Here is a 25,545-nt window from a genome sequence, read left to right as displayed (position 1 = left end):
GCACGCGATGCAGATCAACAAGCCGCAGGCCCTGGGCCTGTCCACCCGCCCGATCGAGTACCGGGGCCGGCGCGCGCTGTGCATCAGCGCGCTGCTGCATGTGCCGCTGGAACAGGGCGCGCACGGCCGGCTGTGGGGCGAGCAGTCGATGTGGGACTTTCTGGCCGAAGAAATGGCGCAGCCCCTGGTCGACGAAGGCGTGGCCAAGCTCACCGCCGAATTCCTGGTGCACGGCCGGGCCTGCCCGCCGTCGGCACCGGCCACCGGCTGCGCGGTGCGCGTGCGCGTGGGGCCGGTGAGCAAGACGCTGGTGGTGATGGGCGACCGGCACTGGGAGGGCGAACGCGCCAGCGCGCCGCAGCCCTACACGCAGATGCCGATCGGCTGGGAGCGCGCCTACGGCGGTGCCGATTTCGCGGCCAACCCGGCAGGCATCGGCCGGGCCGCCGTGCAGGGCGTGCGCCCGCTGCCCAATGTGGAATGGCCGCATGCACCGCTGCACCATCCCGACCAAGTGGCGGAGCCGGCCGGCTTCGGCCGCCTCGATCCGATGCACCCGGCGCGTGCCGCCTGGCGCGGCACTTACGGGCCGGAGTACATGCGCGAGCACGCGCCCGGCTTTGCGCCCGACACCGACTGGCGCTTCTTCAACGTGGCCCCCGCCGACCAGTGGTTTGCCGAACCGCTGCGCGGCGACGAGGAGCTCGAGTTCGTCCACCTGCATCCCGAGCACCCCACGCTCACCGGGCGCCTGCCCGGCCTGCGCGCGCGCGTGTTCGCCGCCTACGCGATGGGTGCGGGGCAGGACGACGCGCTGCGCGAAGTGCCGATGCGCCTGACCACCGTGTGGTGCTTTCCGCATGCGCAGCGGCTGGTGCTGGTCTTCCACGGCCTGGCGGAGATGGCCAGCGACGACGGCAGCGACATCCGCGGCATGACCTGCGGCGTGGAGCGCATCACCGAGGCGCCGCGCCCCGATGCGCACTACCTGCACGTGATCGCGCAGCGCGCCGATCCGCGCCTGGGCCTGGTCCACAGCCTGCGCGACAGCGACCTGTTGCCCGAGGGCCTGGACATCACCGATCCGCACGCCGAGGCCGCGCGCGCGCCCTTTGCCAGCGACGGCGTGCAGGCGCAGGCCCAGTACCGGCGCGCCGAACTCGATGTGGCCATGGCCCGCGAACAGCTGCGCGGGCTCGGCAAGGACCCCGACGCGCTGGGCGTGACGATGCCGCCGCGCGAGCCCGTGCCCAAGCCCGACGAGCTGGCCGAGGTGCTGCAGCGGCAGATCGAAGCCTCCGAGCTGCAGCAGCTGCATGCACTCAACGACGTGCTCGCGCACATGGAGCAGGCCATCGCGATGGCGCGCGAGCGCGGCGTCGACCTGGCGCAGTTGCAGCACCGCGGACCGCCCACCTACCGCGCCGAGCAGGACCTGAAGCAGCTCGAACAGACCGCGCGGCACGAGAAACGCGACTTCCGGCCCGAGGTGGTCTACGGCCCGCTGCTGCAGAAAGAGGGCGCCGACTCGCTGGGCTACCTGCAGGCGGCGCACCAGCAGCCGCCGGTCGATCGCATGGCGCCCGATGCGGCCGCGGCGTTGCGCGACGAGATCCGGCGGGCGGCGGCATCGGGCTTTCGCGCCTTCCGCGGCATGGACCTTACCGGCGCCGACCTGCACGGGCTGGACCTGCGCGGCGCGGACTTCACCGGCGCCTGGCTCGAAAGCGCCGACCTGCGCCAGGCCAACCTCTCGGGCGCCAACTTTTCATATGCGGTGCTGGCGCATGCCGAGCTGAGCGGCGCCATCGCCATCGGCGCCAACTTCGAGGGTGCCAACCTGGGCGCGAGCCGCCTGGACGGCTGCGTGCTGGACGACGCCGACCTGCGCACCGCCGTGCTCGAGCGCTGCCAGCTGGAAGGCGCACGCGGCGCGCGCGCACAGCTGGGCGGCACCTCGTTGCTGGAAGCGGCCTGGGGCCGTTGCGACTGGAGTGAGGCGCAGGCCGACGGGCAGGTGTTCTATCGCGCGGACCTGCGCACCGTCGCCTTCACGGGCGCGACGCTGGCCGGCGCCAGCTTCGTCGAGTGCGACCTGCGCGGTATCGATCTGCGCGGCGCCGACCTCGCGGGCGCCAACTTCGTCGACTGCCAACTGCAGGGCGCGCGCTGGACGCAGGCGCGCGCCGCCGGCGTGGTCGTCACGCCCGCGTGCGACATGACGGGCGCGGACCTCGGTCATGCCGACCTCGCGCATGCCAACTTCGGCGGCGTGGCGCTGGCCGACGCCAGCTTTGCCGGCGCCGTGGCCGACGGCGCCAACTTCACCGGCGCGCGCATGCCCGGCAGCGACTGGCGCCTGGCCTCGGCGCGCGGTGCGCTGCTGCGCAAGGCCGTGCTGCGCGGGGCGCGGATGTCCGGCGCCGACCTGCGCGACGCCATGCTCCAGCATGCCGACCTGCGCGGCGCCGACCTGCGACGCAGCAACCTGTTCCAGGCCGACCTGTCGCGCGTGCGCCTGGACGGCGATGTGCGGCTGGACGACGCGCTGCTCACACGCACCCGCACCTGGCCGCGGCTGAGCGCCGCCGAGCAGGCGCAGCCCGTGCCATGACGCCCGAAGTCCTGGCCATGGCCGCCGCCATCGGCGAGCCCATCGAGTCGCTGGATCTGCAGGGCGGCCACTTCGCGCGCGCCGCGCTGGCCGGCGCGCTGTTCAGCAAGGTCGACCTGCGCCGGGCCGACCTGCGCGGCGCCGACTTGCACGAGGCGGTGTTCGATCAGTGCGACCTGCGCGGCACGCTGCTGGGCACGGCCGATCTGCGGCGGGCCACCTTCAACCAGTGCCAGCTCACGCACGCCGACCTGGGCGAGGCACGGCTGCATGCCACCACCCTGAACGAGTGCGAGGTGTCGCACGCGCGGCTGGCCGGCGCCGACGCGTCCATGCTCGTGGCCAACCGCAGCAAGTTCGCCCACGCCAGCTTGCAGGACGCGAGCCTGGACAACGCCACCTTCAACCAGTGCAGCCTGTTCGATGCCAGCGCGGAGCGCGTCAACTGGCGCCAGGCGACGCTGATGGAATGCGACGTGCGTCACCTGAACTGGAGCGGCGGCAACTTCGAGCGCACGGTGTTCGTCAAGACCCCGCTGGTGGGGCAGGACTTTCGCGGCCAGTCGCTGCGCGGCTGCCAGTTCGCCGGGGTCGACCTGCAGGGCGCCGACTTCACCGACGCCCGCCTGCCGCAGTGCAGCTTCCAGGGCGCGCTGCTGGGCGGTGCGCGGCTGGCCGGCGTGCAGGCGCCGCGCGCCATCTTCTGCGAGGCGCAGGCGGCCGGCGTCGACTTCTCGGGCGCCGACCTCACGCAGGCGCTGTTCACCGGCGCGTTGCTCGAAGGCAGCGTGTTCGCACGCGCCCGCCTGCACCAGGTGCATTTCGCCGGTGCGCGCATGGCACGCGCGCAGTGGCAGAACGCGGTGCTCGACCACGCCGACCTCAGCCACGCCGACCTGCGCGGCTGCGACATGGAGGGCGCCTCGCTGCTGCGCGTCCAGCTGCACGGCGCGCTCACCGAAGGCGCGCGCATCGACGACCACGCCCGCGCGCTGACGCAAGACCCGCAGCGCGCCGAGGCCGAGCGCTGGCGCGCCGTCGCCGCCTGACCCCATCCGCACATCCTGGAGAGCCCCATGAGCAAGACCCGAACCCCCGGCAGAAGCCCCAGCCAGCGCAGCCCGCACAGCCAGAGCCAACCGGTCTGCGCGCCGGCGGTCGACCCCACCGTCGCCATCGCCGGCGCCTGCCAGGGCGGCCTCGTCACCGCCGTCGGGCCCGATGCCACCGTGCGTGTGCGCGTCGGCCTGCGGGGCGAGGTGCAGGCGCGGCGTGCGGCCAGCTGCCTGCTGGTGCCGGCCGTCGGCGACACCGTGGCCTGCCTGCGCACCGGCCCGTCGGAGCTGTGGGTGCTGGCGGTGCTGCAGCGCGACGCGGCGCAGCCGGTCGTGCTGCGGTGCGACGGCGCCCTGCACCTGGAGGCCGCGCGGCTGCAGCTCGATGCCGACCAGCTCGAGCTGCGCGGGCGTCGCACCCACCTGGTGGCCGACGAGGTGGAGGTGGCCGCGCGGCAGTTCCGGCTGTGCGCGGGCACCATCAAGTTCGTCGGTTCGGTGCTCTCGAGCGTGATGGACCGCGTCACCCACTTCAGCCGCCACTACCTGCGCACCACGCAGGGCACCGACCGCGTGCAGGCCATGCACATCGACCACGAGGCGCAGCAGCTGATGCAGCTCAAGGCCGAGCATGTGATGGTCAACGGCGGCAAGCTGGTCAAGACGCGCGGCGCGCAGATCCACTTCGGTTGAGGAGACGTCCCATGTTCGCCAACTGCCAGCTCATGGGCACCGACATGGCCTTCCCCGACGTCTGCATGACGCCGGCCGCGCCGTCGCCGCTGCCCATTCCGTACCCGAACATCGCGATGGGCGCGATGGCCATTCCCAACTGCCCCACGATCCTCATCATGGGCGGCCCGGCGCACAACCTGGGCACCACGATCCCGATGAGCAACGGCGACAACCCCGGGGTGCTGCTGGGCGTGGCCTCCGGCACCGTGATGGGGCCGTGCCGCCATCTCACGGGTGCGTTCACCGTGCTGTTCCAGGGCATGCCCGCCACGCGCCTGACCAGCAACTCGCTGCAGAACAGCACCAACTGCCCGGGCGTGCGCGCGGTGCCGAGCCAGTCGCTCGTGCTGCTGCTGGCGCCGTGAGGCCGCGACGACGCGCATGCGGCATACCTCTTAAGGCGAGATTGCCAACCGGCCCCACGGAATGAATACTCCTTGCGAGATTGCACGGGCGCAGCCGCCATCGGGGGCCGATTCATGATCCATATCGCTGTCATCACCCGGCAAGGCATGCCGGCCGGACCGTCCATCGCCGCGGACTTCGGACCCGGCGGCGGCACCATCGGCCGCGCCGACACCAACGCGCTGGTGCTCGACGACCCCGACCGCACCGTCTCGCGCGTGCACGCGCAGGTGCTGTGCCGCGACGGCCAGTACTTCATCGTCGATCGCGGCAGCAACGCGATGCAATGCAATGGCGTGTCGCTGGGCGCGGGCAAGGAAGCGGCGCTGACCGACGGTGCGCGGCTCGTCATCGGCAGCTTCGAACTCTCAGTGCGCGTGATGGCGGCCGCGGCGGCACCCCGCGCGCCGGTCATCCCCAACACCGTGATGTCGGCGCCGGCCGCCGCGCCCGCCGCCAGCAGCGACGATCCGTTCGCCGACCTGCTCGCGGGACTCGGGTCGCCGGCCGCTCCCGCCCCGGCGCCTGCTGCAGCCCGCGCCGCCGCCGCGCCCGCCGAGTCGCTGCTCTTTCCCGACCCCATGGCCAGCGGCTCGCGCAATGCGCAGGCCGACCAGGTCGACCCGTTCGCGAACCTGCTGGGCCCCACGCCGTCGGCCGCACCCTCTGCCGGGCTTGGCGCGCTCGACGATTTTTCCGACCTGGGCGCGCCGCCCGCGCACGGCAAGGCCGCGAGCATCGACGACCTGTTCGGCGGTTCGCCGGGCGCCGGCGGCATCGGCGGCGATCCGCTTGCGCTGTCGCCGCTGGCCGATCCGCTGCTGCAGCCCAACACCGCATCGGACGCCGACCCGCTGGCCGCACTGCAGCGCGCGGCGCCCGCCACGCCGGTGCCGCGTTCCGATCACTTGCCGATCGACCAGTTCGGTTTCGAGCCGCCGAAGGCCATCACGCCGCCACCGCCACCGCCGCCGCCCCCTCCTGCGCCTGTGCCCGTGGCCCCGCTGGCGAAGTTCGACGACGTGACCGGCCAGCCGATCCGCATCAGCGGGCCCGAGAACGCCGGCCGCGTCGCCGAGCCGCCGCCCCCTCCGCCACCGCCGCCGCCCGTGTATGTCGCGCCGCTGGCACCAGCACCAGCACCAGCAGCAGCGTCCACGCGCGCCGCCTCCGACGACGAGCTGCTCGCCGCCTTCCTGCGCGGCCTGGCGAGCACGCACCAGCCGCCCGAAATGCTCACGCCCGGGCTCATGGAGCGCATCGGCTCGATGCTGCGCACCGCCACCGAGGGCACGCTGCAGCTGCTGCTCACGCGCCAGGAGTTCAAGCGCGAGGTGCGCGCCGAGGTCACGATGATCGCGTCGCAGGCCAACAACCCGCTCAAGTTCTCGCCCACGGTCGAGGTCGCGCTGGCGCACCTGCTGGGCCCCGGCGTGCGCGGCTTCATGCCGCCCGAGGCCGCGATGCGCGACGCCTTCGACGACCTGCGCGCGCACCAGTTCGGCGTGATGGTGGGCATGCGCGCGGCGCTGGCCCATGTCATCGGACGCTTCGAGCCGGCCGAGCTCGAGAAGAAGATCAGCGCGAAGACCGCGCTCGACGCGCTCTTTGCCGCCAACCGCAAGGCCAAGCTCTGGGACCAGTTCGTGGCGCTGTACGGCGGCATCGCGAGCGAGGCCGAGGACGACTTCCACAGCCTCTTCGGCAAGGCCTTCCTCGCGGCCTACGAAGAGCAGATGGCGCGCCTGAAGTCCGACACCTGAGAAGACAACCAGAACAACCCCCAGCACTCGCGAGGCACCCCGCTTGGAAATCGAAATCGTCACGCTCTCCCGGCAGGGCGGGCGCACCTACAACGAGGACGTGCACGGCCACTGGCACGACGAGCGCTACGTCGCCTGCCTGGTGGCCGACGGCGCGGGCGGCCACGGCGGCGGCGACGTGGCGGCCGCCACGGTGCGCGCCAGCGTGCTCGGCGGCTTCTCGGGCGCGCCCTCGCTGGACGAGGCCGCGCTGCGCGCGCTGATCGAGCGCGCCAACCTGGACGTGGTGGCGCGCCAGGCCGAAGGCGGCAAGCTCGCCGGCATGCGCTCCACGGTGGTGTTCGCGGTGATCGACCTGGAGCGCGAGGTGCTGGCCTGGGTGCACAGCGGCGACAGCCGCGCCTACCTGTTCCGCGGCGGCGCCATCGTGGCGCGCACCACCGACCACAGCCTGGTGCAGCAGATGGTGGCGGGCGGCATGCTCGACGAGGAGGGCGCGCGCCTGCATCCGCAGCGCAACATGCTGCTGTCGGCACTGGGCTCGATCGAGGAGGCGCCCGACATCGCGGTGTCCGACCGCATGCGCCTCTTGCCCGGCGACGTGCTGCTCCTGTGCAGCGACGGCGTGTGGGAGCCGCTGGGCGACGAGTGCCTGGTCGACACGCTGCACGCCTCGCGCACACCGAGCCAGTGGACCGAGCTGCTCGACGCGCAGATCAAGGCCAACGCCAAGCCGGGCCACGACAACTACACGGCGCTCACGCTGTGGGTGATCGAGGACGCCGACGACGACCTGACGCGGCTGCTGCCCGAGAACGTCGCGTCGACAGACCCCTGAGCGTGGCGCCATCCTTCAAGAAAAACGCCCATCCGATGGATGGGCGTTTTGCTTGGGGCCGCTGAGACTGTTCAGCTGTACTTGCTGGCCTTCTTCTTGACTTTCTTCAGCGCGCTGCGCAGCAACGCGGGCATGTCTTCCCGGTTCGGCAGGTTGCTGTAGTTGTCGATGTTCTGCTCTTCGCAGCTGTTGGCGCAGCCGTTGTTCAGCAGGTCGAGCGCGTAGCGCGTCTTGCTGATCGTGCTGGACGCACCGGGCTCGCGGAACGGATCGAAGATGCCGTCCGGCAGGACCTTGCGCCCGCGTGCGATCGCCTGTTCCTGGAAGTGCGTGATGTGCTTCTGCGTGACCGGCCCGTAGTAGCCGTCCACCACGATCACCTCGGTCGCGCCGGGGGGCGGGTCGAAGTCGTGGTTGAAGCCCAGCAGCTCGTAGTAGAAGATCTTGAACAGGGCCTGCACCAGCATCACGTCTTCACGCGTGTTGGAGCCGATCCGTCCGACCGACCAATCGGAGTTGTAGGTCGTGTGCAGCTTGCCGCTGGTACCGATGAGTGTGGTGCTGAATGCCATGGCATTGCTCCGGTGAGGACACGGGCAGGGACCGGCCCCGGCACCGTGCGGTGCCTGGGGCGGACGGGGCTGGCGGGTCCGTCGCCCGTCAGCGGGTTTCGGTGGTGGCAACGTTCCAGCCGAACTTCACCTCGCCGCCGCCGGCGCCCTTTTCGTCCTGTCCCTTGTAGGCGAACTCGATGTCCTTGAAGCTGCAGGACACCTGCTCGTGCACGTCGCCGCCCTGTGCGCCGCCGGGGCCCACGCTGGAGATGAAGACTTCCTTGAGCGTGACCTTCAGGTACTCCTGCTGGCCTTCGCCCGACTTGCGGCAGGTCATGACCATGTCCTTGAAGTGCTTGCCGCTCACGCAGTTCTTGGCGAGCACGGGGGATGCCTTGTCGTAGGTGTGCGTGAAATTGAATTCACCCGGCGTGGCCTTGCCCTTGCCCGAACCGCCGCCCGATCCCGCGCCCGATGCGTTGCTCACGTTCCAGGACCACGACGAAATCTCGATCTCGTCCTTGTGGTCCTTGTGAGAAGACTCGCCCTTGACGCCGTCGAGCTTGATGTGAAAGTCAGATGACATGTTCCTACTCCTTGGAACCCGATTGCATTCGGGCGGTTGATGATCGAAACGGAAAAAATGGCTGCCGGCGGTGGGAGAAAAGTTCCGATGCCCGGCAGCTACTCATAGAACGAAACGGAACCCGGAATTCAAGAAGAATCCGCAGATTTTTTTCAACCGGCCCCCTTGGCCGTCGGCAGCTTGGACACCAGCCGCAGCGAGACCGTGAGGCCTTCGAGCTGGTAGTGCGGGCGCAGGAAGAACTTGGACGTGTAGTAGCCCGGGTTGCCCTCGACTTCTTCCACGATCACCTCGGCGGCGGCCAGCGGCTTCTGGGCCTTGGTGGTCTCCGACGAGTTGGCGGGGTCGCCGTCCACGTAGTTCATGATCCATTTGTTGAGCCAGCGCTGCATGTCCTCGCGCTCCTTGAAGCTGCCGACCTTGTCGCGCACGATGCACTTCAGGTAGTGCGCAAAGCGGTTGCAGGCAAAGAGGTAGGGCAGGCGCGCCGCCAGGTTGGCGTTGGCCGTGGCATCGGGGTCGTCGTACTCGGCCGGCTTGTTCAGCGACTGGGCGCCGATGAAGGCCGCGAAGTCGGAGTTCTTGCGGTGGATCATCGACAGCAGGCCGGCCTTGGACAGCTCGGCCTCGCGCCGGTCGCTGATGGCGATCTCGGTGGGGCACTTCTGGTCCACGCCGCCGTCGTCGCTGGGGAAGGTGTGCAGCGGCAGGTTTTCCACCGCGCCGCCCGACTCGATGCCGCGGATGCGCGAACCCCAGCCGTACAGCTTGTACGAGCGGTTGATGTTGGTCGCCATCGCATAGGCGGCATTGGCCCAGGCGTACTTGCTGTGGTCGGCGCCGGCGGTGTCTTCCTCGAAGTCGAACTCTTCCACCGGGTTGGTGTTGGCGCCGTAGGGCGTGCGCGCCAGAAAGCGCGGCATGCACATGCCCAGGTACTTGGAGTCGTCCGACTCGCGCAGCGAGCGCCAGCCGGCGTACTCGGGCGTGGAGAAGATCTTGGTCAGGTCGCGCGGGTTGGCCAGCTCCTGCCACGACTCCATCTGCATGAGGTTGGGGCTCGCGCCGGTGATGAAGGGCGCGTGGGCCGAGGCGGCGATCTTGGCCATCTCGCCGAGCATCTCGACGTCGGGCGGGCTCTGGTCGAAGTGGTAGTCGCCCACCAGCGCGCCGAAGGGCTCGCCGCCGAACTGGCCGTACTCTTCCTCGTAGATCTTCTTGAACATCGGGCTCTGGTCCCAGGCCGCGCCCTTGAACTTCTTGAGGTTCTTGGCCAGCTCCTGCTTGGAGATGTCCATCACCCGGATCTTCAGGTTCTCGTCGGTCTCGGTGTTGTTCACCATGTAGTGCAGGCCGCGCCACGCACTCTCGAGCTTCTGGTAGTCGGGGTGGTGGATGATCTTGTTCACCTGGTCGGTGAGCTTGGCGTCGATCGCGGCGATCATGGCCTGGATCGACTTGGTCACGTCCTTGCCGATGACGGTGCTGTTGCTCAGCGCCTGCTGCGCCAGCGTGAGCACGGCGGCTTCGACGGCGCTCTTGGCTTCGTCGCTGCGCGGCTTGAATTCTTTCTGCAGCAGCGACGAAAAGTCGCTTCCCGCGTACGCAACGTCTTTCAGTGCGCTCTGCTCGAGTGCGTCGGCCATGATGGTTTCTCCTCGTGTACCGGTGTGTGTCTGTCAGGAATCGGGGGTGGGCTCAGGCGGCGGCTTCGCCGTCCCCGGGCTTCTTGCTGGCGGCCAGCGTCTGCAGCAGGGCCGGGTCTTCGAGCACCTTGGCCAGCAGGTCTTCGGCGCCGCCCTTGCCGTCCATGTAGGTCACGAGGTTCGACAGCTGCGTGCGCGCTTCGAGCAGCTTGTTGAGCGCGCCCACCTTGCGGGCCACGGCGGCGGGCGAGAAGTCGTCCATGCTGTCGAAGGTGAGCTCGACCTTCAGGTCGCCCTCGCCGGTGAGCGAGTTCTCGACCGCGAAGGCGGCGCGCGGCTTCATGGCCTTCATGCGGGCGTCGAAGTTGTCGACGTCGAACTCGAGGAACTTGCGGTCGACCACGGGCGCGAGCGGGTCGGCGGGCTTGCCCGACAGGTCGGCCAGCACGCCCATCACGAAGGGCAGCTGGATCTTTTTCTCGGCGCCGTAGAGCTCCACGTCGTATTCGATCTGGACCCGGGGCGCGCGGTTGCGTGCGATGAATTTCTGACTGCTCTTGGCCATGGCGATGCTCCTTGCGGGAATGAAAGGGGACGGGTGGAAACGGCGGCGGTCATTCGGACTGGCGTTTGCCCGTCACGGTCTCGATGGTGTCCATCGCGTTGGGCGCGAGGTTGGCCATGATGTCCAGGAAGCTCACGCCGATGAGCTTCTTGGCGCGTTCGATCAGGAGCGGCGCGGGGTTGCCGGGCTCGGCCTGTTCGAGGTAGCGGATGACGCGGTCGAGCATCTGCACCGCGTCCTGGCGGTTCTGGATCTCGCCGCGCGGCGCGGCCGGGCGGGCTGCGTTGCCGGAGGGTGCGTCGCCGTCTGTGGCCACGCCTTCATCGGCCGAGGCTTCCGGTGCGCCGGCTGCCGCCGTGCAGGCCTTGGCGACCGTGCGCGACACAGTGCGCAGCGTGCCCAGGTCCACCGCATCGGTGCGGCCGGTGCGCTCGCCCAGCAGCTTCTGCAGGCGATCGAGCAGTGCAGGCAGGCCGATGGCGGCCTGCAGTTGTTCGGGGTGCGCGGCGTGCAGGGCCTCGAGCCCGCCATGCACCTGCGCGGGCGAATACGAGGCCTCGCCGCCGACGGCGTTGAGCACGCCGTGCGCAATGGCGATGTCGCGCACGCGGATCGGGCCCACGCCCGGCGCGTTGCCCACCGCGGCGTCGTACAGGTCGCGCGGCACCATGCTGTCGTCGCTCAGCGGCGCGAGCGCGTTCAGGCGCATCGTGGGGTCGTTGTCGTCGTCCGCATCCAGCTTTGGATGTATGCCGTCCCAGAAGGTGTCGAGCAGCGAGGTGAGCAATTGCAGGCCCGCCGTGAAGCCGGCCACGCCCTGCAGGCGCGTCGCGGCGCGCAGCAGCAGCACGGCGGCGCGCACGTCCTTGCTGCGGCGCAGCTGCGCATCGGCGCGTTCGGCCACGTCGCGCCAGTCGGGTTCGACGGCGGGGATCACGGTGTCGCCGAACTGCTGCTCGGCCTTGCCTTGTGCCGCCGTCGTGAGGGCCATGAAGTCCGCGTCGTACTCCAGGTCGTCCCCGCAAGGCGAGGCCTCGCCGATGGGCGTGAGCAGTGCGTCGACGAGTTGGGGAGTCAGCATGTTGCCTGTTCGAGTTCGCTGGTGATAATCAAAGATGCGTCAGGACCGGTCAATGCAACGAAGGGAATAGCATGCGCACGCTGGGTACACACCATTCGTCCTATGAGGGCCTCCTTGCTGTCGCATCGCGACGCCGTATCGCAGCCCTTGGCCTTGCTGCAGCGGGTCTTCTGATGGCGGGCTGCGCGAGCAAACCGGTGGTCACGCCGGTGTCGATCACGCTCACGGCCGGCGCCGATGCCAACCCCGACGCGCGCGGCCGCGCCTCGCCGCTCACGGTGCGCGTCTACGCGCTCAAGACGCCGGGGCCCTTCGAAGGCGCCGACTTCTTCTCGCTGTTCGAGAAAGACCAGGCCACGCTCGGCGCCGAACTGGTGCAGCGCGAAGAAATGCTGCTGCGCCCCGGCGAGAGCAAGAAGCTCGACCTCACGCTGCCGGCCGATGCCAAGGCGATCGGCGTGATGGCCGCGTTCCGCGACCTCGACCGCGCGCGCTGGCGCGAGGTGCGCGCGGTCACGCCGGGCCAGGCGCAGGTGCTCAACGTGACCTTCGGCGCGCGGCAGATCCGGGTGGACGCCGCCAAGTAACGCCAGCTGCACGGCGGCCTCAGCGCAGTTCCGCCGGCACCGTGGGCGCAAAGCGCCCCGGCCGCACCAGCGGCTGGTCCGACGGCAGGAAGCGGCCGAACAGGTCGCTCACGAACGCGGCGCCCGTGCCGTTCTCCGACGCCGTCGCCGTGAGGTACAGCCCGCGCCAGCGCGGCGCGCGTACTCCCTTGCCGTGCCCCTCGAACAGCCCTTGCGCCACCTGCCGCAAGGCCGGCTGCAAGGTGCGCACGCTCTCCACGAAGCCATGCAGCGCGAGCCGTCCCGCGGGGCCTGGCTGCTCGCGCAACAGGGCCATGCGCAGGCCGTGCAGCTGCGCCACGAGCGGATCGAACAGCGCATCGAGCCGGTCGGCGGCGCGCGCTGCGTGCGCCGCGAACGGGTGCTCCACGCGGTGGCCGAGCGCTTGCGCGAGCACCTCGGGCGGCAGCGCGGCGCGCAGCGTGGCGTAGCCCTTGAGGCCTTCGAGGCCCGTCACGACGAGGTAGACCGGCAGCTGCAGGCGCAGCGTGTCGCTGGCTTCGTCGAGCAGACGGCGCATGTTCGCGGTGGCGCGCTTGCGCAGGGCCGGGTCGCCGTACAGCAGGTCGCCGGCCGCCACGCACACCACCACGCCGTGCAGCGGCAGGCGTTCGCGCCGCTCGGCAAGCGCCAGCAGCGACTGCAGCCAGAGCCCGCGCGCGGGCGCCGTGCCGGCCTGGTCGCCGATGGCGTCGGGATGCAGCTCGATGGCCGTCAGCGCGCCGGTGGTCCACCAGCGCCACCAGGGCGTGCCGGGTGCCTCGTGCGGCGGCGGCGCCACGCACTCGGCGCGGGCGGCCGAGAGCAGCCCCGGCAGCCCGGTGGCCGGGCCGCCGATGAAGAGGAACCACGGCGCCGTCGCGCGCGTGCGCGGCGCCTGCCGCAGCGAGGTGCGCGCTTGCGCCATGGCCTCCTTCAGCGCGTCGACGGCGGCGTGGTCGGCGGGCGCGCCGAGGGCGTCGACGCGCCGCAGCAGTCCCCGTCGCCGCGCGCCGCGGCCGGCGTCGCGCACGGCGGCGTACAGCAGCGCCAGGCCGGCGAGGCAGACCGCGAGCAGCGGCCAGAAGAGGTGCACGGGTGACAGCGTGTCGAACATGGTGGGGAAGGGCGAGGTCAGCGCGCCACGGTTTCGAGGGAGATGAAATCGGCGATCAGCCGCTCGCTGTTCCGGCTGGCCGCCAGCGCCTCGCGCAGGCGAAGCAGGTAGGCCGAGGCCATCTCGTACGGCGGGCGGTCGGAGGTTTCGCTGAACGGCATCGGCGCCGACAGCACGGTGATCAGCACGTTGCCGAAGGGCGGACTCACGAGCCAGCTCGAGGGAATGTCGGACCCGAGTTCCAGCGACTCGCCCGCGCGCAGCCGCGTCGGGGCCGGCCCGGTGTTCAGGTGCATCACGGAACCATCGGCGGTGTAGTAGTCGACCCAGATGTAGCTCTCGTGGCGCGGCGCGACCACCTGCACACGCACCGCGTCGCCCTCGCGCAGCCGGCCGTCGCGCGCGGACGGCGCGCTCACGCTCAGCCCGTGGTTCTTCTGGCGGTTGCGTGCCTGCGAGGGCTTGAGGATGGCGAACACCTCGCAATGCGGCCACACGCGCAGCCCGATGTCGAACTGCGGCGCGCGCACGCCGGGAATGGCCGCGACGTCCTCCGCCACCTTGAGCAGGTCGTCGCGCTGCGAGACGAAGCCGGTCACGCGCGGGCGGCCGTCGGGGTCGATCGAGGCCTCGAGGTCGGCGCAGGCGTAGCTGGCGAGTTGCCGGTCGATGCGCTGCGTGAGCGCCGTGCCGGCGGTCGGCGGCCCCGCCAGCCAGTGCCACAGCAGGAAGAGCGCGGGCACGAGCACGGCGAGCGCGGCGCCGGTGCGCAGCACGGTGCGGTCGCGCCGGCGCATGTCGGCCGGGCCGCGCGGGTCGGGCACGCCGTAGGGCTGGGGCGTGATGTGGTCCTGCGCGAGGCTGCCGAGTTCGAGCGGCGGCGGCTGCAGCTGCCGGCCGTGCAGGTCCTTCAGCTTGCCGAGCTCGCCCTCGTCGCCCGACTCGAAGTAGTACTGGCCCTTGAAGCCGTGCGCCAGCGCGTGCCAGTAGACCTCGCGCACCGCGTGGTCCTGCGCGCTGAGGGCCGAGAGGTGGTGGAAGAACTCGCTGTGCGCGTTGTTGGAGTTGAACAGCTGCACCTGCAGCGGCGCGGCGCCGTCCACCGCGTCGGGGTGGCGCGCCAGGATCTCGTCGAGCCACGCGACCATGGCGAAGGCGGCCGACTCGATCTGCGTGGCGGTGGCGCCGGCCACGTCGGCGTCGGCGCGTGCGATGTCCAGCAGGCGCAGGGCCTCGCGCTGGGCGTCGCCGTGGGTGAGGGTGGGGTGGCCGGCCGCGATCGACGCGTCCAGGCCGAGACCGAAGGCAATGAAGGGCGAGAAGCAGTCGAGCAGGCGGGCCATGAGGGATGCCCGCTTCTCAAGCGTGCATTGCGAAGCATGCCTTGCACCGGCGTCTGCAGCGATCGCACATGCCCATGTCCCCGGTCGTTGGAGTGGGCGTTCATTTTTTCAACGGGCCCACGGGGCCGCCATACCGCTTGGGGTCTATGCCGTTGGTGGGGCGCGGCGGCCTTGCTGGACGGGGCAATCGCCGTTATCTTCGCAGTCGCAGAAGAATCCAATGCACATTGACGTTGGGACACTGGGGTATGCCATGAAAATTCTGATCGCCGACGACCACCGGCTCGTCATCGAGGCGGTCAAAGCCAAGTTGTCGGAGCTGGGAGCTGGCATCGAGTTCGTCCTGGCGCTGAGCGTCGACGAACTGCTTGCCGGCGCGACCGACGATCTCGACCTGGCCCTGATCGACCTCAACATGCCCGGTGCGGACGGGCAGGCCCACATCGACGAGATCCGGCGACGACACCCGGCCGTGCCCGTGATCGTGCTGTCGGGCTACGAAGACCCGTCCATCATGCGCAGCGCGCTCGAACGCGGCGTGCTCGGCTTCATTCCCAAGGCCTATTCGCCCGACGTCATGCTGTCGGCCGTGCGCCTGGTGCTGGCGGGCGGCGTGTACGTGCCGCCGATGATGCTCACGGCGCTGCCGCCGGGCATCGTGGCCGGCGTGTCGCCCTCGTCGGCCGCGGCGGGCGAACCCTTTGCGCGCGGCGGCAACGGCGGTGGCGGCACCCAGACGCTCGAGCACCTGCGCAGCGTGCTCACCGAGCGGCAGGTCGAGGTGCTGCAACTGCTGTCGCAAGGCAAGCCGAACAAGCTGATCGGGCGCAGCCTGGGCATCAGCGAAGGCACGGTGAAGATCCACCTGGCAGCCATCTTCCGGGCACTCAACGTGCGCAACCGCACCGAAGCGGTGGTGGCGGCGCAGGCGCTGACGGAAGCGCAGCAGGCCTGAAGACGCGGCTCAGTCGGCGAGCGCCGACGCCGGGCGGCGCATGAAGCCGCGCGCGGGCACGATCCATTCGACGCGGTGATCCGTCTCGACGGCGGTGGTCGTCGTGTCGTCCGTGAACAGCATGCGCTCCTCGGCCAGCAGGAAGCGCTGTGCGCCCAGCACCTGGAGCGTGGCGCCGCCGAGGTCCAGGGACTGCGGCGCCGCATCGGCCGACAACACCCACCGCACCGGCCCGGGCGCCGCCGCCCGCAGCGCGGCCTCGTGCGCCGCGTCGCCGGGCACGCGGTTGACCAGCGCCCAGCCCTCGGTGCCGCCGATGAGAAAACTGTTGAGGCCGCTGTCGTGCACGACGCGCAGCACGCGCGCGGACAGCGGCGTGACCAGGCCCGCTTCGAGCGCATAGCGGCCGCCGCCCTGGCCGTCGGGATCGAGGTGCCCGATCTCGTCGTAGGCGGGCTCTTCCATGTTCACCGGGCGTCGGCCCTTGGGACCGTCGGCCAGGCGCGGCATGGTCAGCGGGATGCGGCGCAGCGCGCGCGCATGGGCCATGAAGTCGTCGACGCGGGCGAAGGTGGCCAGGTGCTCGAGCACGCGCCGCGTCACGTTCAGCAGCTTGAGGCCGCGTTCGGGGCTGACCGCGTCGGCAGGCTTCAGCCACAGGTGCTCGACGGTCTCGCGGCCGTCGGGGTGAACGTCCTGGCCGGCGGGCATCGCGGCCGCGAAGAAGCGCGTGTCGAAGCGGCGCGGCATGCCGGGCGGCGTCAGCCAGTGGCTGAAGTACGCGATGCGGTCGACGGCGAGGCACCAGCCCCGTTCGGCGCACAGCGCGAGCAGGGCGTCGGTGCTGCGTTCGGCGGCGGCGCGCATCCCGTCGAGTTCGCCCGACGTGAGCGCGAGCAGCTCGACCGGCCGGCCCTGCGCATCGTTCGCGAGCAGCAGCCCGGCTTCTTCGAAGCATTCGCGGATCGCCGCTGCGTGGAAGTCGAGCCCGCCTTCGGGCAGGCCCAGCCGCGCGCTCGCGGCGGCGTCGTCCAGGCCCGCGCACAGCGGGTGCAGCAGGCGGTCGTGCGCATCGACCATGCCACCCGGGAAGACGCTGGCGCCGCTGTTCTGGTCATTGGCCTTCTCGGCCCGCCGCAGCATCAGCACCTCGAGGCCTTCGGGGCCGTCGCGCAGGACGACGAGCGTGGCGGCGGTGCGGATGGGGCGAGGGGCGGAGGGCGGGGGCGTCGTGGGGGTCATGGGCGCCTATTTTGCGGCCGGGGGACAATGCGTGCCTCGCGCATCCACCACCCACTTCGCTCCCCGGGAGCCGCCTGTCTTGGACACTCTTCGCACCGATCTCTCCCGCTTCGACGCCGCCATCGTCGACCTCGACGGCACCATGGTCGACACGCTCGGCGACTTTGCCGAGGCCCTGAACCGCATGCTGCGCGACCTCGAGTTGCCGCCCGTGGCGTCCGCCGCCATCGAGCGCATGGTGGGCAAGGGGTCGGAGCACCTGATCCTGTCGGCGCTGGCGCACGTGGGCGCGCCGGCCCCGGCGGCGCTGTTCGATCGCGCGTGGGAGCGCTACCAGCACCACTACCTGGAGATCAACGGCCGGTACTCGGCCGCGTACCCCGGCGTGGTCGAGGGCCTGAAGGCGCTGCGTGCGCGCGGGCTGCGACTGGCCTGCCTGACGAACAAGCCGACCGCCTTTGCCAAGCCGCTGCTGGCCGCGAAGGGGCTCGATGGCTTCTTCGAGCAGGTGTTCGGCGGCGACGCCTTCGAGCGCAAGAAGCCCGATCCGCTGCCGCTGCTGAAGACCTGCGAGGCGCTGGGCACGGTGCCCGCGCGCACGCTGATGGTGGGCGATTCGAGCAACGACGCGCGTGCCGCGCGCGCCGCCGGCTGCCCCGTGGTGCTCGTGACCTACGGCTACAACCACGGCGAGCCGGTGCGCGGCGTGGATGCGGACGGATTCGTGGCGTCGCTGGCCGACCTCGCGGCGGCCTGAGGGGCTCCCTTACTGCTTTCCGAGCAGCGCGTCCTTCAGCTTCCAGTCGGCCGGGTTCGGGCCGAGCCAGATGCGCATCAGCGCATTGAAGAACGCCACTTCCTTCACCGGGTCGGGCTGCGGCACGCCGCGCACCGTGATCAGCGTGCCCGTGCCGGGCACCCAGTCGATGGTGAAGGTGTCGCCGGCCTTGAGCTGCTTCTGGTCCGCGAACATCTGGCCCATGCGCAGCAGGCCGGGGATCAGATTGACCATTTCGCTCTTGGGCGAGTTGTCTTCCACGCCCTTCACGAAGAGCTTGCCGAGTTCGTTGGCATCGATGTCGCGCAGCATCGTGATCGCCACGCGCTTGGGGCCCGGCACGGCCAGCGCCTCCTCGGTGGTCGAGGCCTTCTTGCCCAGGTACAGGCCGGCCGTGTAGACCTTGATGATGGTCTTGTAGCGGATGCCCGCGCCGTTGAGCACCAGCGGGGCGCCGCGCAGGTCCATCTGGTCGTCGAGCTTGACGCCCGCCACCTCGACCTGCGCTGCGAAGGCACTGCCGCAGAGCGCGGCCGAGAGGACAGCGAGCGCCGCGAGGCGGGAGAACACGGCCGGGAGCAGGGGTGCGAGCAAGTGAGTCTCCTTGAATTTGCGAACGGTCGTGCGAATGTATCTTTTCGTTTTATCCCGCAGGCTCCGGGGGAACCCTGAAGCCTGCGGTTGCACAAGGCCTGGTTTTCGTGGGCTAAACTCGGCGCTCCATGTTCGTTCATCACATCATTCAAACAGGTGAAGGCAGCCGGGGAGCCTGGCCCTGGCGTCGCCATACATCGCTGACTGTTTGATTGCGCGGCGCACGCCGTGCGCCCGCGGTTCCGAGCCGGCACGCATGCCGGCACCGGGCCACTCTCGTGAATGACCTTGCCACCGGCCAAAGGAGCGTCGGCAGGCAACTGGAGAACGATCCGTGATCACCGAACTTGAATTCAAGAGCCTCAGCGCCCAGGGCTACAACCGCATCCCGCTGATGGCCGAGGCCTTTGCCGACCTCGAAACCCCGCTTTCCCTGTACCTCAAGCTCGCCCATTCGCAGGGCGGCGGCAAGCACAGCTTCCTGCTCGAATCGGTGGTGGGTGGCGAGCGCTTCGGGCGCTACAGCTTCATCGGCCTGCCGGCGCGCACATTGCTGCGTGCCAGCGGCTTTGGCGACGAGGCCGTCACCGAAGTCGTGACCGACGGCCAGGTCGTCGAGACCGCCAAGGGCAACCCGCTGGACTTCGTGGCCGACTACCAGAAGCGCTTCAAGGTCGCGCTGCGGCCCGGCCTGCCGCGCTTCTGTGGCGGCCTGGCCGGCTACTTCGGCTACGACACCGTGCGCCACATCGAGCGCAAGCTCGAAAAAAGCTGCCCGCCCGACGCGCTGGGCTGCCCCGACATCCTGCTGCTGCAGTGCGAAGAACTCGCGGTCATCGACAACCTGTCGGGCAAGCTCTACCTCATCGTCTACGCCGACCCGAAGCAGCCCGAGGCCTACGCCGTGGGCAAGCGCCGCCTGCGCGAGCTGAAGGACAAGCTCAAGTACTCGGTGAGCGCGCCCGTCGTGAAGCCCACGCAGGCGCACCCGCCCGAGCGCAGCTTCGCCAAGGCCGACTACCTTGCGGCCGTGGAGCGCGCCAAGGAGATGATCGCCGCCGGCGACTTCATGCAGGTGCAGGTGGGCCAGCGCATCAGCAAGCGCTACACCGAGTCGCCGCTGTCGCTGTACCGCGCGCTGCGTTCGCTGAACCCGTCGCCCTACATGTACTACTACAACCTGGGCGACTTCCACGTGGTGGGCGCCTCGCCCGAGATCCTGGTGCGCCAGGAGAACACGGGCGACGGCGAGCAGAAGATCACCATCCGCCCGCTGGCCGGCACGCGTCCGCGCGGCGCGTCGATCGAGCTCGACAAGGCGGCCGAGGTGGAGCTCATCAACGACCCGAAGGAGCGCGCCGAGCACGTGATGCTGATCGACCTGGCGCGCAACGACATCGGGCGCATCGCCAAGACCGGCACCGTGAAGGTGACCGAGGCCTTCGCGGTGGAGCGCTACAGCCACGTGATGCACATCGTGAGCAACGTCGAAGGCACGCTGAAGGACGGCATGACCGCCATCGACGTGCTCAAGGCCACGTTCCCTGCTGGCACGCTGACCGGCGCGCCCAAGGTGCACGCGATGGAACTCATCGACCAGCTCGAGCCCACCAAGCGCGGCCTGTACGGCGGCGCCTGCGGCTACATCAGCTACGCGGGCGACATGGACGTGGCCATCGCGATCCGCACCGGCATCGTGAAGGACCAGATGCTGCACGTGCAGGCCGCGGCCGGCGTGGTGGCCGACTCGGTGCCCGAGCTGGAGTGGAAGGAAACAGAAGCCAAGGCGCGCGCACTCCTGCGTGCCGCCGAACTGGTCGAGGAAGGCCTGGAATGAGCAACGTACCCGACATCCAGAACGACTTCTCGCACGAGATCATCGGCGCCGCCGTCGAGGTGCAGCGCGTGCTCGGCACGGGGCTCGACGAAGGGGCCTATGCCGCAGCGCTGGCCATCGAACTCGCCGAGCGCGAGATCGGCTTCACGCGCGACGTGGCGCTGTCGGCCAGCTACAAGGGCCGGTCGCTGGGCGAGGTGTACCGCGCGGGCTTCGTGATCGAGCAGTCGGTCATCGTCGAACTCAAGGCGGTCGATGTGCTGACCGACCTGCACCGTGCGCAGGTGCTGGCCGCATTGCGCCTCTCGGGCCTCAAGCTGGGCCTTCTCATCAACTTCAACGTGTTCCCCGTCGTCAAGGGCGTGCACCGGATTGTGAGCAAGCCATGAAACTGCTGATGATCGACAACTACGATTCGTTCACCTACAACATCGTCCAGTACTTCGGCGAGCTGGGAGCGGACGTGCAGGTGCACCGCAACGACGAGATCACCGTCGAGCAGATCGGCGCGCTGATCGCTTCGGGCGTGACGCGGCTGGTGGTGTCGCCGGGTCCGTGTTCGCCGGCCGAGGCGGGCGTGTCGGTGGCGGCCATCGAGGCCTTCGCGGGCAAGCTGCCCATCCTGGGCGTGTGCCTGGGCCACCAGGCCATCGGCGCGGCCTTCGGCGGCAAGATCGTGCGCGCCCAGCAGCTCATGCACGGCAAGACCAGCGAGATCACGACCACGCAAGAGGGCGTGTTCGCGGGGCTGCCGCAGAAGTTCATCGTCAACCGCTACCACTCGCTCTCGATCGAGCGCGAGAGCTGCCCGAAAGAGCTGGCTGTCACCGCGTGGACCGACGACGGCGAGATCATGGGTGTGCGGCACACCGGCTTTGCGCACGACGTGCGCATCGAGGGCGTGCAGTTCCATCCCGAATCGATCCTCACCGAGCACGGCCACGCCATGCTCAAGAACTTCCTGGACTGACTCACCATGACCGAACGCACTTCCATCGTCGACCTGCGCAGCGACACCGTCACGCAGCCCACGCCCGCGATGCGCGAGGCCATGGCGGCAGCGCCGCTGGGCGACGACGTCTTCGGTACCGACCCGAGCGTCAATGCGCTGCAGGAGAAGATCGCGGCGCTGCTGGGCTTCGAGGCGGCGCTGTTCGTGCCCACCGGCACGCAGAGCAACCTGTGCGCGATCCTGTCGCACTGCGGCCGCGGCGACGAGTACATCGTCGGCCAGCAGGCGCATGCCTACCGCTGGGAGGGCGGCGGTGCCGCGGTGTTCGGCAGCGTGCAGCCGCAGCCGCTCGACCACGCGTCCGACGGCACGCTGCCGCTCGCGCAGATCGAGGCGGCCATCAAGCCCGACGACGCGCACTTCGCGCGCACGAAGCTGCTGGCGCTGGAAAACACGCTGGGCGGCAAGCTGCTGCCCTTCGAGTACGTGCAGGCCGCGACCGACCTGGCGAAAAGCAAGGGGCTGCAGCGGCACCTGGATGGCGCGCGGCTCTTCAATGCCGCCACCGCGCAGGCCGCGCTGAACAAGCGCAGCGACATCCGCGCCGAAGCCCGCCGCATCGCGCAGTGCTTCGACAGCGTGTCGGTGTGCTTCAGCAAGGGCCTGGGCGCACCCATCGGCTCGACGCTGGTCGGTTCGCGCGAGTTCATCGCGCGCGCCCATCGCATCCGCAAGATGGCGGGCGGCGGCATGCGGCAGGCCGGCCTGCTGGCGGCCGCGGCCTCGCATGCGCTCGACCACCACATCGACCGCCTGGCCGACGACCATGCGCTGGCGCAGCGCCTCGCACAGGGGCTCGAAGGCATCGAAGGCCTGAAGGTCGAGGCGCCGGACACGAACATCGTGTTCGTCGATCTCACGGGGGCGGCGCAGGCGCGTTCTGCGGAGTTGCTCGCCAGCCTCAACCAGCAGGGCATCCTTGCGACCGGCCTGTACCGCCTGCGCTTCGTGACGCACCTGGACGTCGATGCCGCGGGCGTCGACCGCACCGTCGCGGCGATCCGCGGCTTCTTCAAGGCCTGACGCCTGGCTACACGCACACACCGAGGAGACATTCCCATGATCACCCCCCAGGAAGCGCTGCAGCGCACCATCGAACACCGCGAAGTCTTCCACGACGAGATGCTGCACATCGTGCGGCTCATCATGAGCGGCGAGTGTTCGCCCGTGATGATGGCCGCGCTGATCACCGGCCTGCGTGTGAAGAAGGAAACCATCGGCGAGATCACCGCTGCGGCAGAGGTGATGCGCGAGGTGTCGACCAAGGTGCCCGTGGCCGACACCACGAACCTTGTCGACATCGTCGGCACCGGCGGCGACGGCTCGCACACCTTCAACATCTCGACCTGCTCGATGTTCGTGGCGGCCGCGGCCGGCGCCAAGGTGAGCAAGCACGGCGGGCGCAGCGTGTCGAGCAAGTCGGGCAGTGCCGACGTGCTGGAGTCGCTGGGCGTCAACATCAACCTCAAGCCCGAACAGATCGCGCAGTGCATCGCGCAGGTCGGCATCGGCTTCATGTTCGCGCCGAACCACCACCCCGCGATGAAGAACGTGGCGCCGGTGCGCAAGGAGCTCGGCATCAAGACGATCTTCAACATCCTCGGCCCGCTGACCAACCCGGCCGGCGCGCCGAACATCCTGATGGGCGTGTTCCACCCCGACCTCGTGGGCATCCAGGTGCGCGCGCTGCAGCGCCTAGGTGCCGAGCATGCGGTGGTGGTCTACGGCCGCGACGGCATGGACGAGATCTCGCTGGGCGCGGCCACCATGATCGGCGAGCTCAAGGACGGCGAGATCCGCGAGTACGAGCTGCACCCGGAAGACTTCGGCTTCCAGATGGCGAGCAACCGTTCGCTGCGCGTCGAGACGCCCGAGCAGTCGAAGGCCATGCTGATCGGCGTGCTGGACAACCAGGCCGGGCCGGCGCTGGACATCGTGCTCCTCAACGCGGGCGCGGCGCTGTATGCGGCCAACGTGGTCGACTCGGTGCCGGCGGGCGTGGAGCGCTCGCGCCAGGCCATCGCGTCCGGTGCGGCCAGGGCCAAGCTCGATGAGCTGGTCAAGGCCTCCACCTCCTTCTGAGAATCAGGCCGTCGTGCCATCGAAAGCAGAGCAAGCCATGTCAGACATTCTCGACAAGATCGTCGCCGTCAAACGCCAGGAAGTCGCTGCCGCGCTGAAGCGTGCCCCGCTCGAGGCCGTGCGCTTCGACGCCGAAAGCCGCGTGCTCACGCGCGACTTCGAAGCCGCCTTGCGCGCCAAGATTGCGGTCGGCCAGGCGGCGGTGATCGCCGAGGTCAAGAAGGCCAGCCCGAGCAAGGGCGTGCTGCGCGAAGACTTCATTCCGGCCGACATTGCGCAAAGCTATGCCGAAGGCGACGGCGTGGTGAGCGCGGCCTGCCTCTCGGTGCTGACCGACAAGCAGTTCTTCCAGGGCGGCGTCGACTACCTGAAGCAGGCGCGCGCCTCGTGCGACCTGCCGGTGCTGCGCAAGGACTTCATCGTCGACGCCTACCAGGTGTACGAGTCGCGCGCGATGGGCGCCGACGCCATCCTGCTGATCGCCGCCTGCCTCGACGACGCGCAGATGAAGGACTACGAAGCCATCGCGCGCGGGCTGGGCATGGCGGTGCTGGTCGAGGTGCACGACGCGGGCGAACTCGATCGCGCACTGAAGCTCAAGACGCCGCTCATCGGCGTCAACAACCGCAACCTGCGCAACTTCGAGGTGTCGATCCAGGCGACGATCGATCTGCTGCCGAAGCTGCCGGCCGATCGCCTGCCGGTGACCGAATCGGGCATCGCCACGCGCGAGGACGTCGCCACGCTGCGCGCCGCGGGCGTCAATGCCTTCCTGGTCGGCGAAGCCTTCATGCGCGCCAAGGAACCCGGCGAGGCGCTCGCCGCATTGTTCAAATGACGCGGCCGGACCAGCTGTCGAGCAGCGATCCTGCCGACTGGCCGGTGGCGCCGGGCTGGCAGCCGCTGGTCGACGAGTTCTTCGCCAGCGCGGTCGGCCAGAAGCTGCAGGGTTTCCTGCGCGAGCGCCTCGACGCCGGGGCGGTGATCTTTCCGCCGCAGCCGCTGCGGGCGCTGGAACTCACGCCGCCGGAAGACGTGCGGGTGGTGATCCTGGGCCAGGACCCGTACCACGGGCGCGGGCAGGCCGAGGGGCTGGCCTTCTCGGTGGCGTCGGGCGTGGCGCTGCCGCCATCGCTGCGCAACATCTTCAAGGAGCTCCAGCGCGATCTGGGCACGCCGCCGCCGGCGTTTCCGAACCCGGGCGGCAGTCTCGTGAAGTGGGCGACGCACGGCGTGCTGCTGCTCAACACCTGTCTGACGGTCGAGGAAGCCCAGCCGGCCAGCCATGCAGGCCGCGGCTGGGAAGTGCTGACCGACGCCGTGATTCGCCATGTGGCGCAGGGCGAACGACCTGTTGTTTTTATGCTATGGGGCTCGCACGCGCAAAGTAAGCGTGCGTTGATCGATGTTGGGCGCCATAAGGTGCTGATGTCGAATCATCCCTCGCCGCTTTCTGCGCTTCGGCCACCGGTTCCATTCATCGGCTGCGGTCATTTTGGTCAAGCCCGTGCATGGCGTGAGGCGCAGCAGTCGGGAGGCTCCGAACTTCGCTCATAATCAGAGGCTTCACACCTCGAGCAGGTTTCCACGCTTCATCTTTTGCTGGGAATCCTGTGTAGTCACAAAATCGTGCTATATTTCGAGGTTCGCCGGAGAGGTGGCCGAGTGGTTAATGGCAGCAGACTGTAAATCTGCCCTCTTACGAGTACGCTGGTTCGAATCCAGCCCTCTCCACCAGCGATGAATTTGGTTTCTAAGAGCGATTGGATCTAGCGCTTTGGGTGCCTTGAAGTGCCCCCGATGCGGGAGTAGTTCAATGGTAGAACCCCAGCCTTCCAAGCTGATGACGCGGGTTCGATTCCCGTCTCCCGCTCCAGAGACCCGGTTCGGCGCCGGAAGCGATTTGGTTAGAACAAAAGCCCTTTTGGCTCAGTGGTAGAGCACTCCCTTGGTAAGGGAGAGGTCGCGGGTCCGATTCCCGCAAAGGGCACCAGTTTTCTGGGGTTGCAACGACAGGCTTGCGACCCATCTGCATGCGTTGAAATCGTTTTTTTCGGAGTCGAAAAATGGCAAAAGGTAAATTCACCCGCACCAAGCCGCACGTGAACGTGGGCACGATCGGTCACGTTGACCACGGC

At 69.4% G+C, this 25,545-nt stretch carries 25 protein-coding genes, 3 tRNA genes and 1 pseudogene; 20 read left to right on the top strand and 9 right to left on the bottom strand.

The genetic code is table 11. The features are described from left to right. The first annotated feature begins 7 nt into the window (after window positions 1-7). The 6 genes from AC1RAA_RS28770 (at window position 8) to AC1RAA_RS28745 (ending at window position 7,410) form a co-directional block, all read left to right on the top strand. Window positions 8-2,614: a DUF2169 family type VI secretion system accessory protein gene (locus AC1RAA_RS28770; protein ID WP_492732277.1), complete on the top strand. Its 2,607-nt coding sequence runs from the start codon at window positions 8-10 to the stop codon at window positions 2,612-2,614. Next, window positions 2,611-3,663 (top strand): pentapeptide repeat-containing protein, encoded by a 1,053-nt coding sequence (locus AC1RAA_RS28765; protein WP_492732276.1) that lies wholly within the window; start codon window positions 2,611-2,613, stop codon window positions 3,661-3,663. Before AC1RAA_RS28770 ends, AC1RAA_RS28765 begins: the two co-directional genes overlap by 4 nt. A gap of 27 nt (window positions 3,664-3,690) precedes the next feature. Further along, entirely contained in the window at window positions 3,691-4,362 is a 672-nt protein-coding gene (locus tag AC1RAA_RS28760; protein ID WP_492732275.1) for a DUF3540 domain-containing protein, read from the top strand. 11 nt (window positions 4,363-4,373) lie between these two features. After that, window positions 4,374-4,769, top strand: coding sequence for a DUF4150 domain-containing protein (locus AC1RAA_RS28755; protein WP_062482207.1), 396 nt, complete (start codon window positions 4,374-4,376; stop codon window positions 4,767-4,769). Between the two features lie 114 nt (window positions 4,770-4,883). After that, window positions 4,884-6,572, top strand: coding sequence for a type VI secretion system-associated FHA domain protein TagH (gene tagH / locus AC1RAA_RS28750; RefSeq protein WP_492732273.1), 1,689 nt, complete (start codon window positions 4,884-4,886; stop codon window positions 6,570-6,572). A 43-nt stretch (window positions 6,573-6,615) separates the two neighbouring features. Beyond that, a complete protein-coding gene (locus tag AC1RAA_RS28745; RefSeq protein ID WP_070063885.1) occupies window positions 6,616-7,410 on the top strand; it encodes a PP2C family protein-serine/threonine phosphatase in 795 nt (264 codons plus the stop codon). A gap of 71 nt (window positions 7,411-7,481) precedes the next feature. Here AC1RAA_RS28745 and AC1RAA_RS28740 read toward each other — a convergent pair whose 3' ends face one another. From AC1RAA_RS28740 to tssA, 5 genes are all read right to left on the bottom strand, one after another. Next, window positions 7,482-7,982 carry a peptidoglycan-binding domain-containing protein gene (locus AC1RAA_RS28740; RefSeq protein WP_062482201.1) on the bottom strand — a complete coding sequence of 167 codons (501 nt, stop codon included), beginning with the start codon at window positions 7,980-7,982 and terminating at the stop codon, window positions 7,482-7,484. Between the two features lie 88 nt (window positions 7,983-8,070). Continuing rightward, window positions 8,071-8,550 (bottom strand): Hcp family type VI secretion system effector, encoded by a 480-nt coding sequence (locus tag AC1RAA_RS28735; RefSeq protein ID WP_056584576.1) that lies wholly within the window; start codon window positions 8,548-8,550, stop codon window positions 8,071-8,073. Between the two features lie 152 nt (window positions 8,551-8,702). Further along, window positions 8,703-10,196 carry a type VI secretion system contractile sheath large subunit gene (tssC, locus tag AC1RAA_RS28730; RefSeq protein WP_062482199.1) on the bottom strand — a complete coding sequence of 498 codons (1,494 nt, stop codon included), beginning with the start codon at window positions 10,194-10,196 and terminating at the stop codon, window positions 8,703-8,705. A 52-nt stretch (window positions 10,197-10,248) separates the two neighbouring features. Beyond that, window positions 10,249-10,761, bottom strand: a complete 513-nt coding sequence (gene tssB, locus AC1RAA_RS28725; protein WP_062482197.1) for a type VI secretion system contractile sheath small subunit — start codon at window positions 10,759-10,761, stop codon at window positions 10,249-10,251. Between the two features lie 49 nt (window positions 10,762-10,810). After that, the gene (gene tssA / locus AC1RAA_RS28720; RefSeq protein WP_492732271.1) at window positions 10,811-11,842 is read right to left on the bottom strand and encodes a type VI secretion system protein TssA; all 1,032 of its coding nucleotides are present in this window, start codon (window positions 11,840-11,842) and stop codon (window positions 10,811-10,813) included. Window positions 11,843-11,913: 71 nt separating this feature from the next. Here tssA and tssJ point away from each other — a divergent pair, with 71 nt between their 5' ends. Continuing rightward, window positions 11,914-12,429, top strand: coding sequence for a type VI secretion system lipoprotein TssJ (tssJ, locus tag AC1RAA_RS28715; RefSeq protein WP_492732269.1), 516 nt, complete (start codon window positions 11,914-11,916; stop codon window positions 12,427-12,429). A 19-nt stretch (window positions 12,430-12,448) separates the two neighbouring features. On the opposite strand, the gene AC1RAA_RS28710 is transcribed toward tssJ, so the two are convergent. Both AC1RAA_RS28710 and AC1RAA_RS28705 read right to left on the bottom strand, forming a co-directional pair. Next, complete coding sequence (locus AC1RAA_RS28710) at window positions 12,449-13,564, bottom strand: type VI secretion system protein (RefSeq protein ID WP_487848680.1); 1,116 nt, start codon at window positions 13,562-13,564, stop codon at window positions 12,449-12,451. A 17-nt stretch (window positions 13,565-13,581) separates the two neighbouring features. Beyond that, window positions 13,582-14,907 (bottom strand): DotU family type IV/VI secretion system protein, encoded by a 1,326-nt coding sequence (locus tag AC1RAA_RS28705; protein ID WP_492732268.1) that lies wholly within the window; start codon window positions 14,905-14,907, stop codon window positions 13,582-13,584. A 253-nt stretch (window positions 14,908-15,160) separates the two neighbouring features. On the opposite strand from AC1RAA_RS28705, the gene AC1RAA_RS28700 reads away from it, so the two are divergent. Then, the gene (locus AC1RAA_RS28700; RefSeq protein ID WP_095743417.1) at window positions 15,161-15,862 is read left to right on the top strand and encodes a response regulator transcription factor; all 702 of its coding nucleotides are present in this window, start codon (window positions 15,161-15,163) and stop codon (window positions 15,860-15,862) included. A gap of 9 nt (window positions 15,863-15,871) precedes the next feature. Here the strand turns inward: AC1RAA_RS28700 and AC1RAA_RS28695 are convergent, their stop codons facing one another. Beyond that, complete coding sequence (locus tag AC1RAA_RS28695) at window positions 15,872-17,104, bottom strand: NUDIX hydrolase (RefSeq protein ID WP_492732266.1); 1,233 nt, start codon at window positions 17,102-17,104, stop codon at window positions 15,872-15,874. Window positions 17,105-17,183: 79 nt separating this feature from the next. Here AC1RAA_RS28695 and AC1RAA_RS28690 point away from each other — a divergent pair, with 79 nt between their 5' ends. Continuing rightward, the gene (locus tag AC1RAA_RS28690) at window positions 17,184-17,861 is read left to right on the top strand and encodes a phosphoglycolate phosphatase (protein WP_492732264.1); all 678 of its coding nucleotides are present in this window, start codon (window positions 17,184-17,186) and stop codon (window positions 17,859-17,861) included. A gap of 9 nt (window positions 17,862-17,870) precedes the next feature. Here the strand turns inward: AC1RAA_RS28690 and AC1RAA_RS28685 are convergent, their stop codons facing one another. Continuing rightward, a complete protein-coding gene (locus tag AC1RAA_RS28685; protein ID WP_095743420.1) occupies window positions 17,871-18,476 on the bottom strand; it encodes a chalcone isomerase family protein in 606 nt (201 codons plus the stop codon). A gap of 334 nt (window positions 18,477-18,810) precedes the next feature. Between AC1RAA_RS28685 and trpE the strand changes: the two genes are divergently transcribed. The 11 genes and pseudogenes from trpE to AC1RAA_RS28630 form a co-directional block, all read left to right on the top strand. Further along, window positions 18,811-20,313 carry an anthranilate synthase component I gene (gene trpE / locus AC1RAA_RS28680; RefSeq protein ID WP_056584602.1) on the top strand — a complete coding sequence of 501 codons (1,503 nt, stop codon included), beginning with the start codon at window positions 18,811-18,813 and terminating at the stop codon, window positions 20,311-20,313. After that, the gene (locus AC1RAA_RS28675) at window positions 20,310-20,702 is read left to right on the top strand and encodes a GxxExxY protein (RefSeq protein ID WP_492732262.1); all 393 of its coding nucleotides are present in this window, start codon (window positions 20,310-20,312) and stop codon (window positions 20,700-20,702) included. The genes trpE and AC1RAA_RS28675 overlap by 4 nt, the downstream gene beginning before the upstream one ends. After that, a complete protein-coding gene (locus AC1RAA_RS28670) occupies window positions 20,699-21,283 on the top strand; it encodes an aminodeoxychorismate/anthranilate synthase component II (RefSeq protein WP_070063896.1) in 585 nt (194 codons plus the stop codon). The genes AC1RAA_RS28675 and AC1RAA_RS28670 overlap by 4 nt, the downstream gene beginning before the upstream one ends. 6 nt (window positions 21,284-21,289) lie before the next feature. Continuing rightward, window positions 21,290-22,348, top strand: coding sequence for a low-specificity L-threonine aldolase (gene ltaE / locus AC1RAA_RS28665; protein ID WP_492732260.1), 1,059 nt, complete (start codon window positions 21,290-21,292; stop codon window positions 22,346-22,348). Between the two features lie 36 nt (window positions 22,349-22,384). Beyond that, complete coding sequence (gene trpD / locus AC1RAA_RS28660; protein WP_492732259.1) at window positions 22,385-23,407, top strand: anthranilate phosphoribosyltransferase; 1,023 nt, start codon at window positions 22,385-22,387, stop codon at window positions 23,405-23,407. Between the two features lie 37 nt (window positions 23,408-23,444). Beyond that, window positions 23,445-24,245 carry an indole-3-glycerol phosphate synthase TrpC gene (trpC, locus tag AC1RAA_RS28655; RefSeq protein WP_492732258.1) on the top strand — a complete coding sequence of 267 codons (801 nt, stop codon included), beginning with the start codon at window positions 23,445-23,447 and terminating at the stop codon, window positions 24,243-24,245. Further along, complete coding sequence (locus AC1RAA_RS28650; RefSeq protein WP_487848673.1) at window positions 24,242-24,964, top strand: uracil-DNA glycosylase; 723 nt, start codon at window positions 24,242-24,244, stop codon at window positions 24,962-24,964. Before trpC ends, AC1RAA_RS28650 begins: the two co-directional genes overlap by 4 nt. A 94-nt stretch (window positions 24,965-25,058) precedes the next feature. Continuing rightward, window positions 25,059-25,144 (top strand) — tRNA-Tyr (locus AC1RAA_RS28645). 65 nt (window positions 25,145-25,209) lie between these two features. Beyond that, window positions 25,210-25,283: transfer RNA gene (locus tag AC1RAA_RS28640), tRNA-Gly, on the top strand. A 42-nt stretch (window positions 25,284-25,325) separates the two neighbouring features. Beyond that, window positions 25,326-25,400: transfer RNA gene (locus AC1RAA_RS28635), tRNA-Thr, on the top strand. A 73-nt stretch (window positions 25,401-25,473) separates the two neighbouring features. Continuing rightward, window positions 25,474-25,545, top strand: a pseudogene (locus AC1RAA_RS28630) (GTP-binding protein); the annotation flags it as partial.

This window comes from Variovorax sp. GW823-FHT04F07 (assembly GCF_058795995.1).
Note: the sequence above shows the minus strand (reverse complement) of the source record. Positions and strands in the feature narration are given on the sequence as shown.

What these genes read in the sequence shown, in the direction of transcription:
- AC1RAA_RS28770 (WP_492732277.1), top strand. Translation starts at nt 8, where the DNA reads ATGCAGATCAACAAGCCGCAGGCCCTGGGCCTGTCCACCCGCCCGATC.
- AC1RAA_RS28765 (WP_492732276.1), top strand. Translation starts at nt 2,611, where the DNA reads ATGACGCCCGAAGTCCTGGCCATGGCCGCCGCCATCGGCGAGCCCATC.
- AC1RAA_RS28760 (WP_492732275.1), top strand. Translation starts at nt 3,691, where the DNA reads ATGAGCAAGACCCGAACCCCCGGCAGAAGCCCCAGCCAGCGCAGCCCG.
- AC1RAA_RS28755 (WP_062482207.1), top strand. Translation starts at nt 4,374, where the DNA reads ATGTTCGCCAACTGCCAGCTCATGGGCACCGACATGGCCTTCCCCGAC.
- tagH (WP_492732273.1), top strand. Translation starts at nt 4,884, where the DNA reads ATGATCCATATCGCTGTCATCACCCGGCAAGGCATGCCGGCCGGACCG.
- AC1RAA_RS28740 (WP_062482201.1), bottom strand. Translation starts at nt 7,982, where the DNA reads ATGGCATTCAGCACCACACTCATCGGTACCAGCGGCAAGCTGCACACG.
- AC1RAA_RS28735 (WP_056584576.1), bottom strand. Translation starts at nt 8,550, where the DNA reads ATGTCATCTGACTTTCACATCAAGCTCGACGGCGTCAAGGGCGAGTCT.
- tssC (WP_062482199.1), bottom strand. Translation starts at nt 10,196, where the DNA reads ATGGCCGACGCACTCGAGCAGAGCGCACTGAAAGACGTTGCGTACGCG.
- tssB (WP_062482197.1), bottom strand. Translation starts at nt 10,761, where the DNA reads ATGGCCAAGAGCAGTCAGAAATTCATCGCACGCAACCGCGCGCCCCGG.
- tssA (WP_492732271.1), bottom strand. Translation starts at nt 11,842, where the DNA reads ATGCTGACTCCCCAACTCGTCGACGCACTGCTCACGCCCATCGGCGAG.
- tssJ (WP_492732269.1), top strand. Translation starts at nt 11,914, where the DNA reads ATGCGCACGCTGGGTACACACCATTCGTCCTATGAGGGCCTCCTTGCT.
- AC1RAA_RS28710 (WP_487848680.1), bottom strand. Translation starts at nt 13,564, where the DNA reads ATGTTCGACACGCTGTCACCCGTGCACCTCTTCTGGCCGCTGCTCGCG.
- AC1RAA_RS28705 (WP_492732268.1), bottom strand. Translation starts at nt 14,907, where the DNA reads ATGGCCCGCCTGCTCGACTGCTTCTCGCCCTTCATTGCCTTCGGTCTC.
- AC1RAA_RS28700 (WP_095743417.1), top strand. Translation starts at nt 15,161, where the DNA reads ATGAAAATTCTGATCGCCGACGACCACCGGCTCGTCATCGAGGCGGTC.
- AC1RAA_RS28695 (WP_492732266.1), bottom strand. Translation starts at nt 17,104, where the DNA reads ATGACCCCCACGACGCCCCCGCCCTCCGCCCCTCGCCCCATCCGCACC.
- AC1RAA_RS28675 (WP_492732262.1), top strand. Translation starts at nt 20,310, where the DNA reads ATGAGCAACGTACCCGACATCCAGAACGACTTCTCGCACGAGATCATC.
- AC1RAA_RS28670 (WP_070063896.1), top strand. Translation starts at nt 20,699, where the DNA reads ATGAAACTGCTGATGATCGACAACTACGATTCGTTCACCTACAACATC.
- ltaE (WP_492732260.1), top strand. Translation starts at nt 21,290, where the DNA reads ATGACCGAACGCACTTCCATCGTCGACCTGCGCAGCGACACCGTCACG.
- trpD (WP_492732259.1), top strand. Translation starts at nt 22,385, where the DNA reads ATGATCACCCCCCAGGAAGCGCTGCAGCGCACCATCGAACACCGCGAA.
- trpC (WP_492732258.1), top strand. Translation starts at nt 23,445, where the DNA reads ATGTCAGACATTCTCGACAAGATCGTCGCCGTCAAACGCCAGGAAGTC.
- AC1RAA_RS28650 (WP_487848673.1), top strand. Translation starts at nt 24,242, where the DNA reads ATGACGCGGCCGGACCAGCTGTCGAGCAGCGATCCTGCCGACTGGCCG.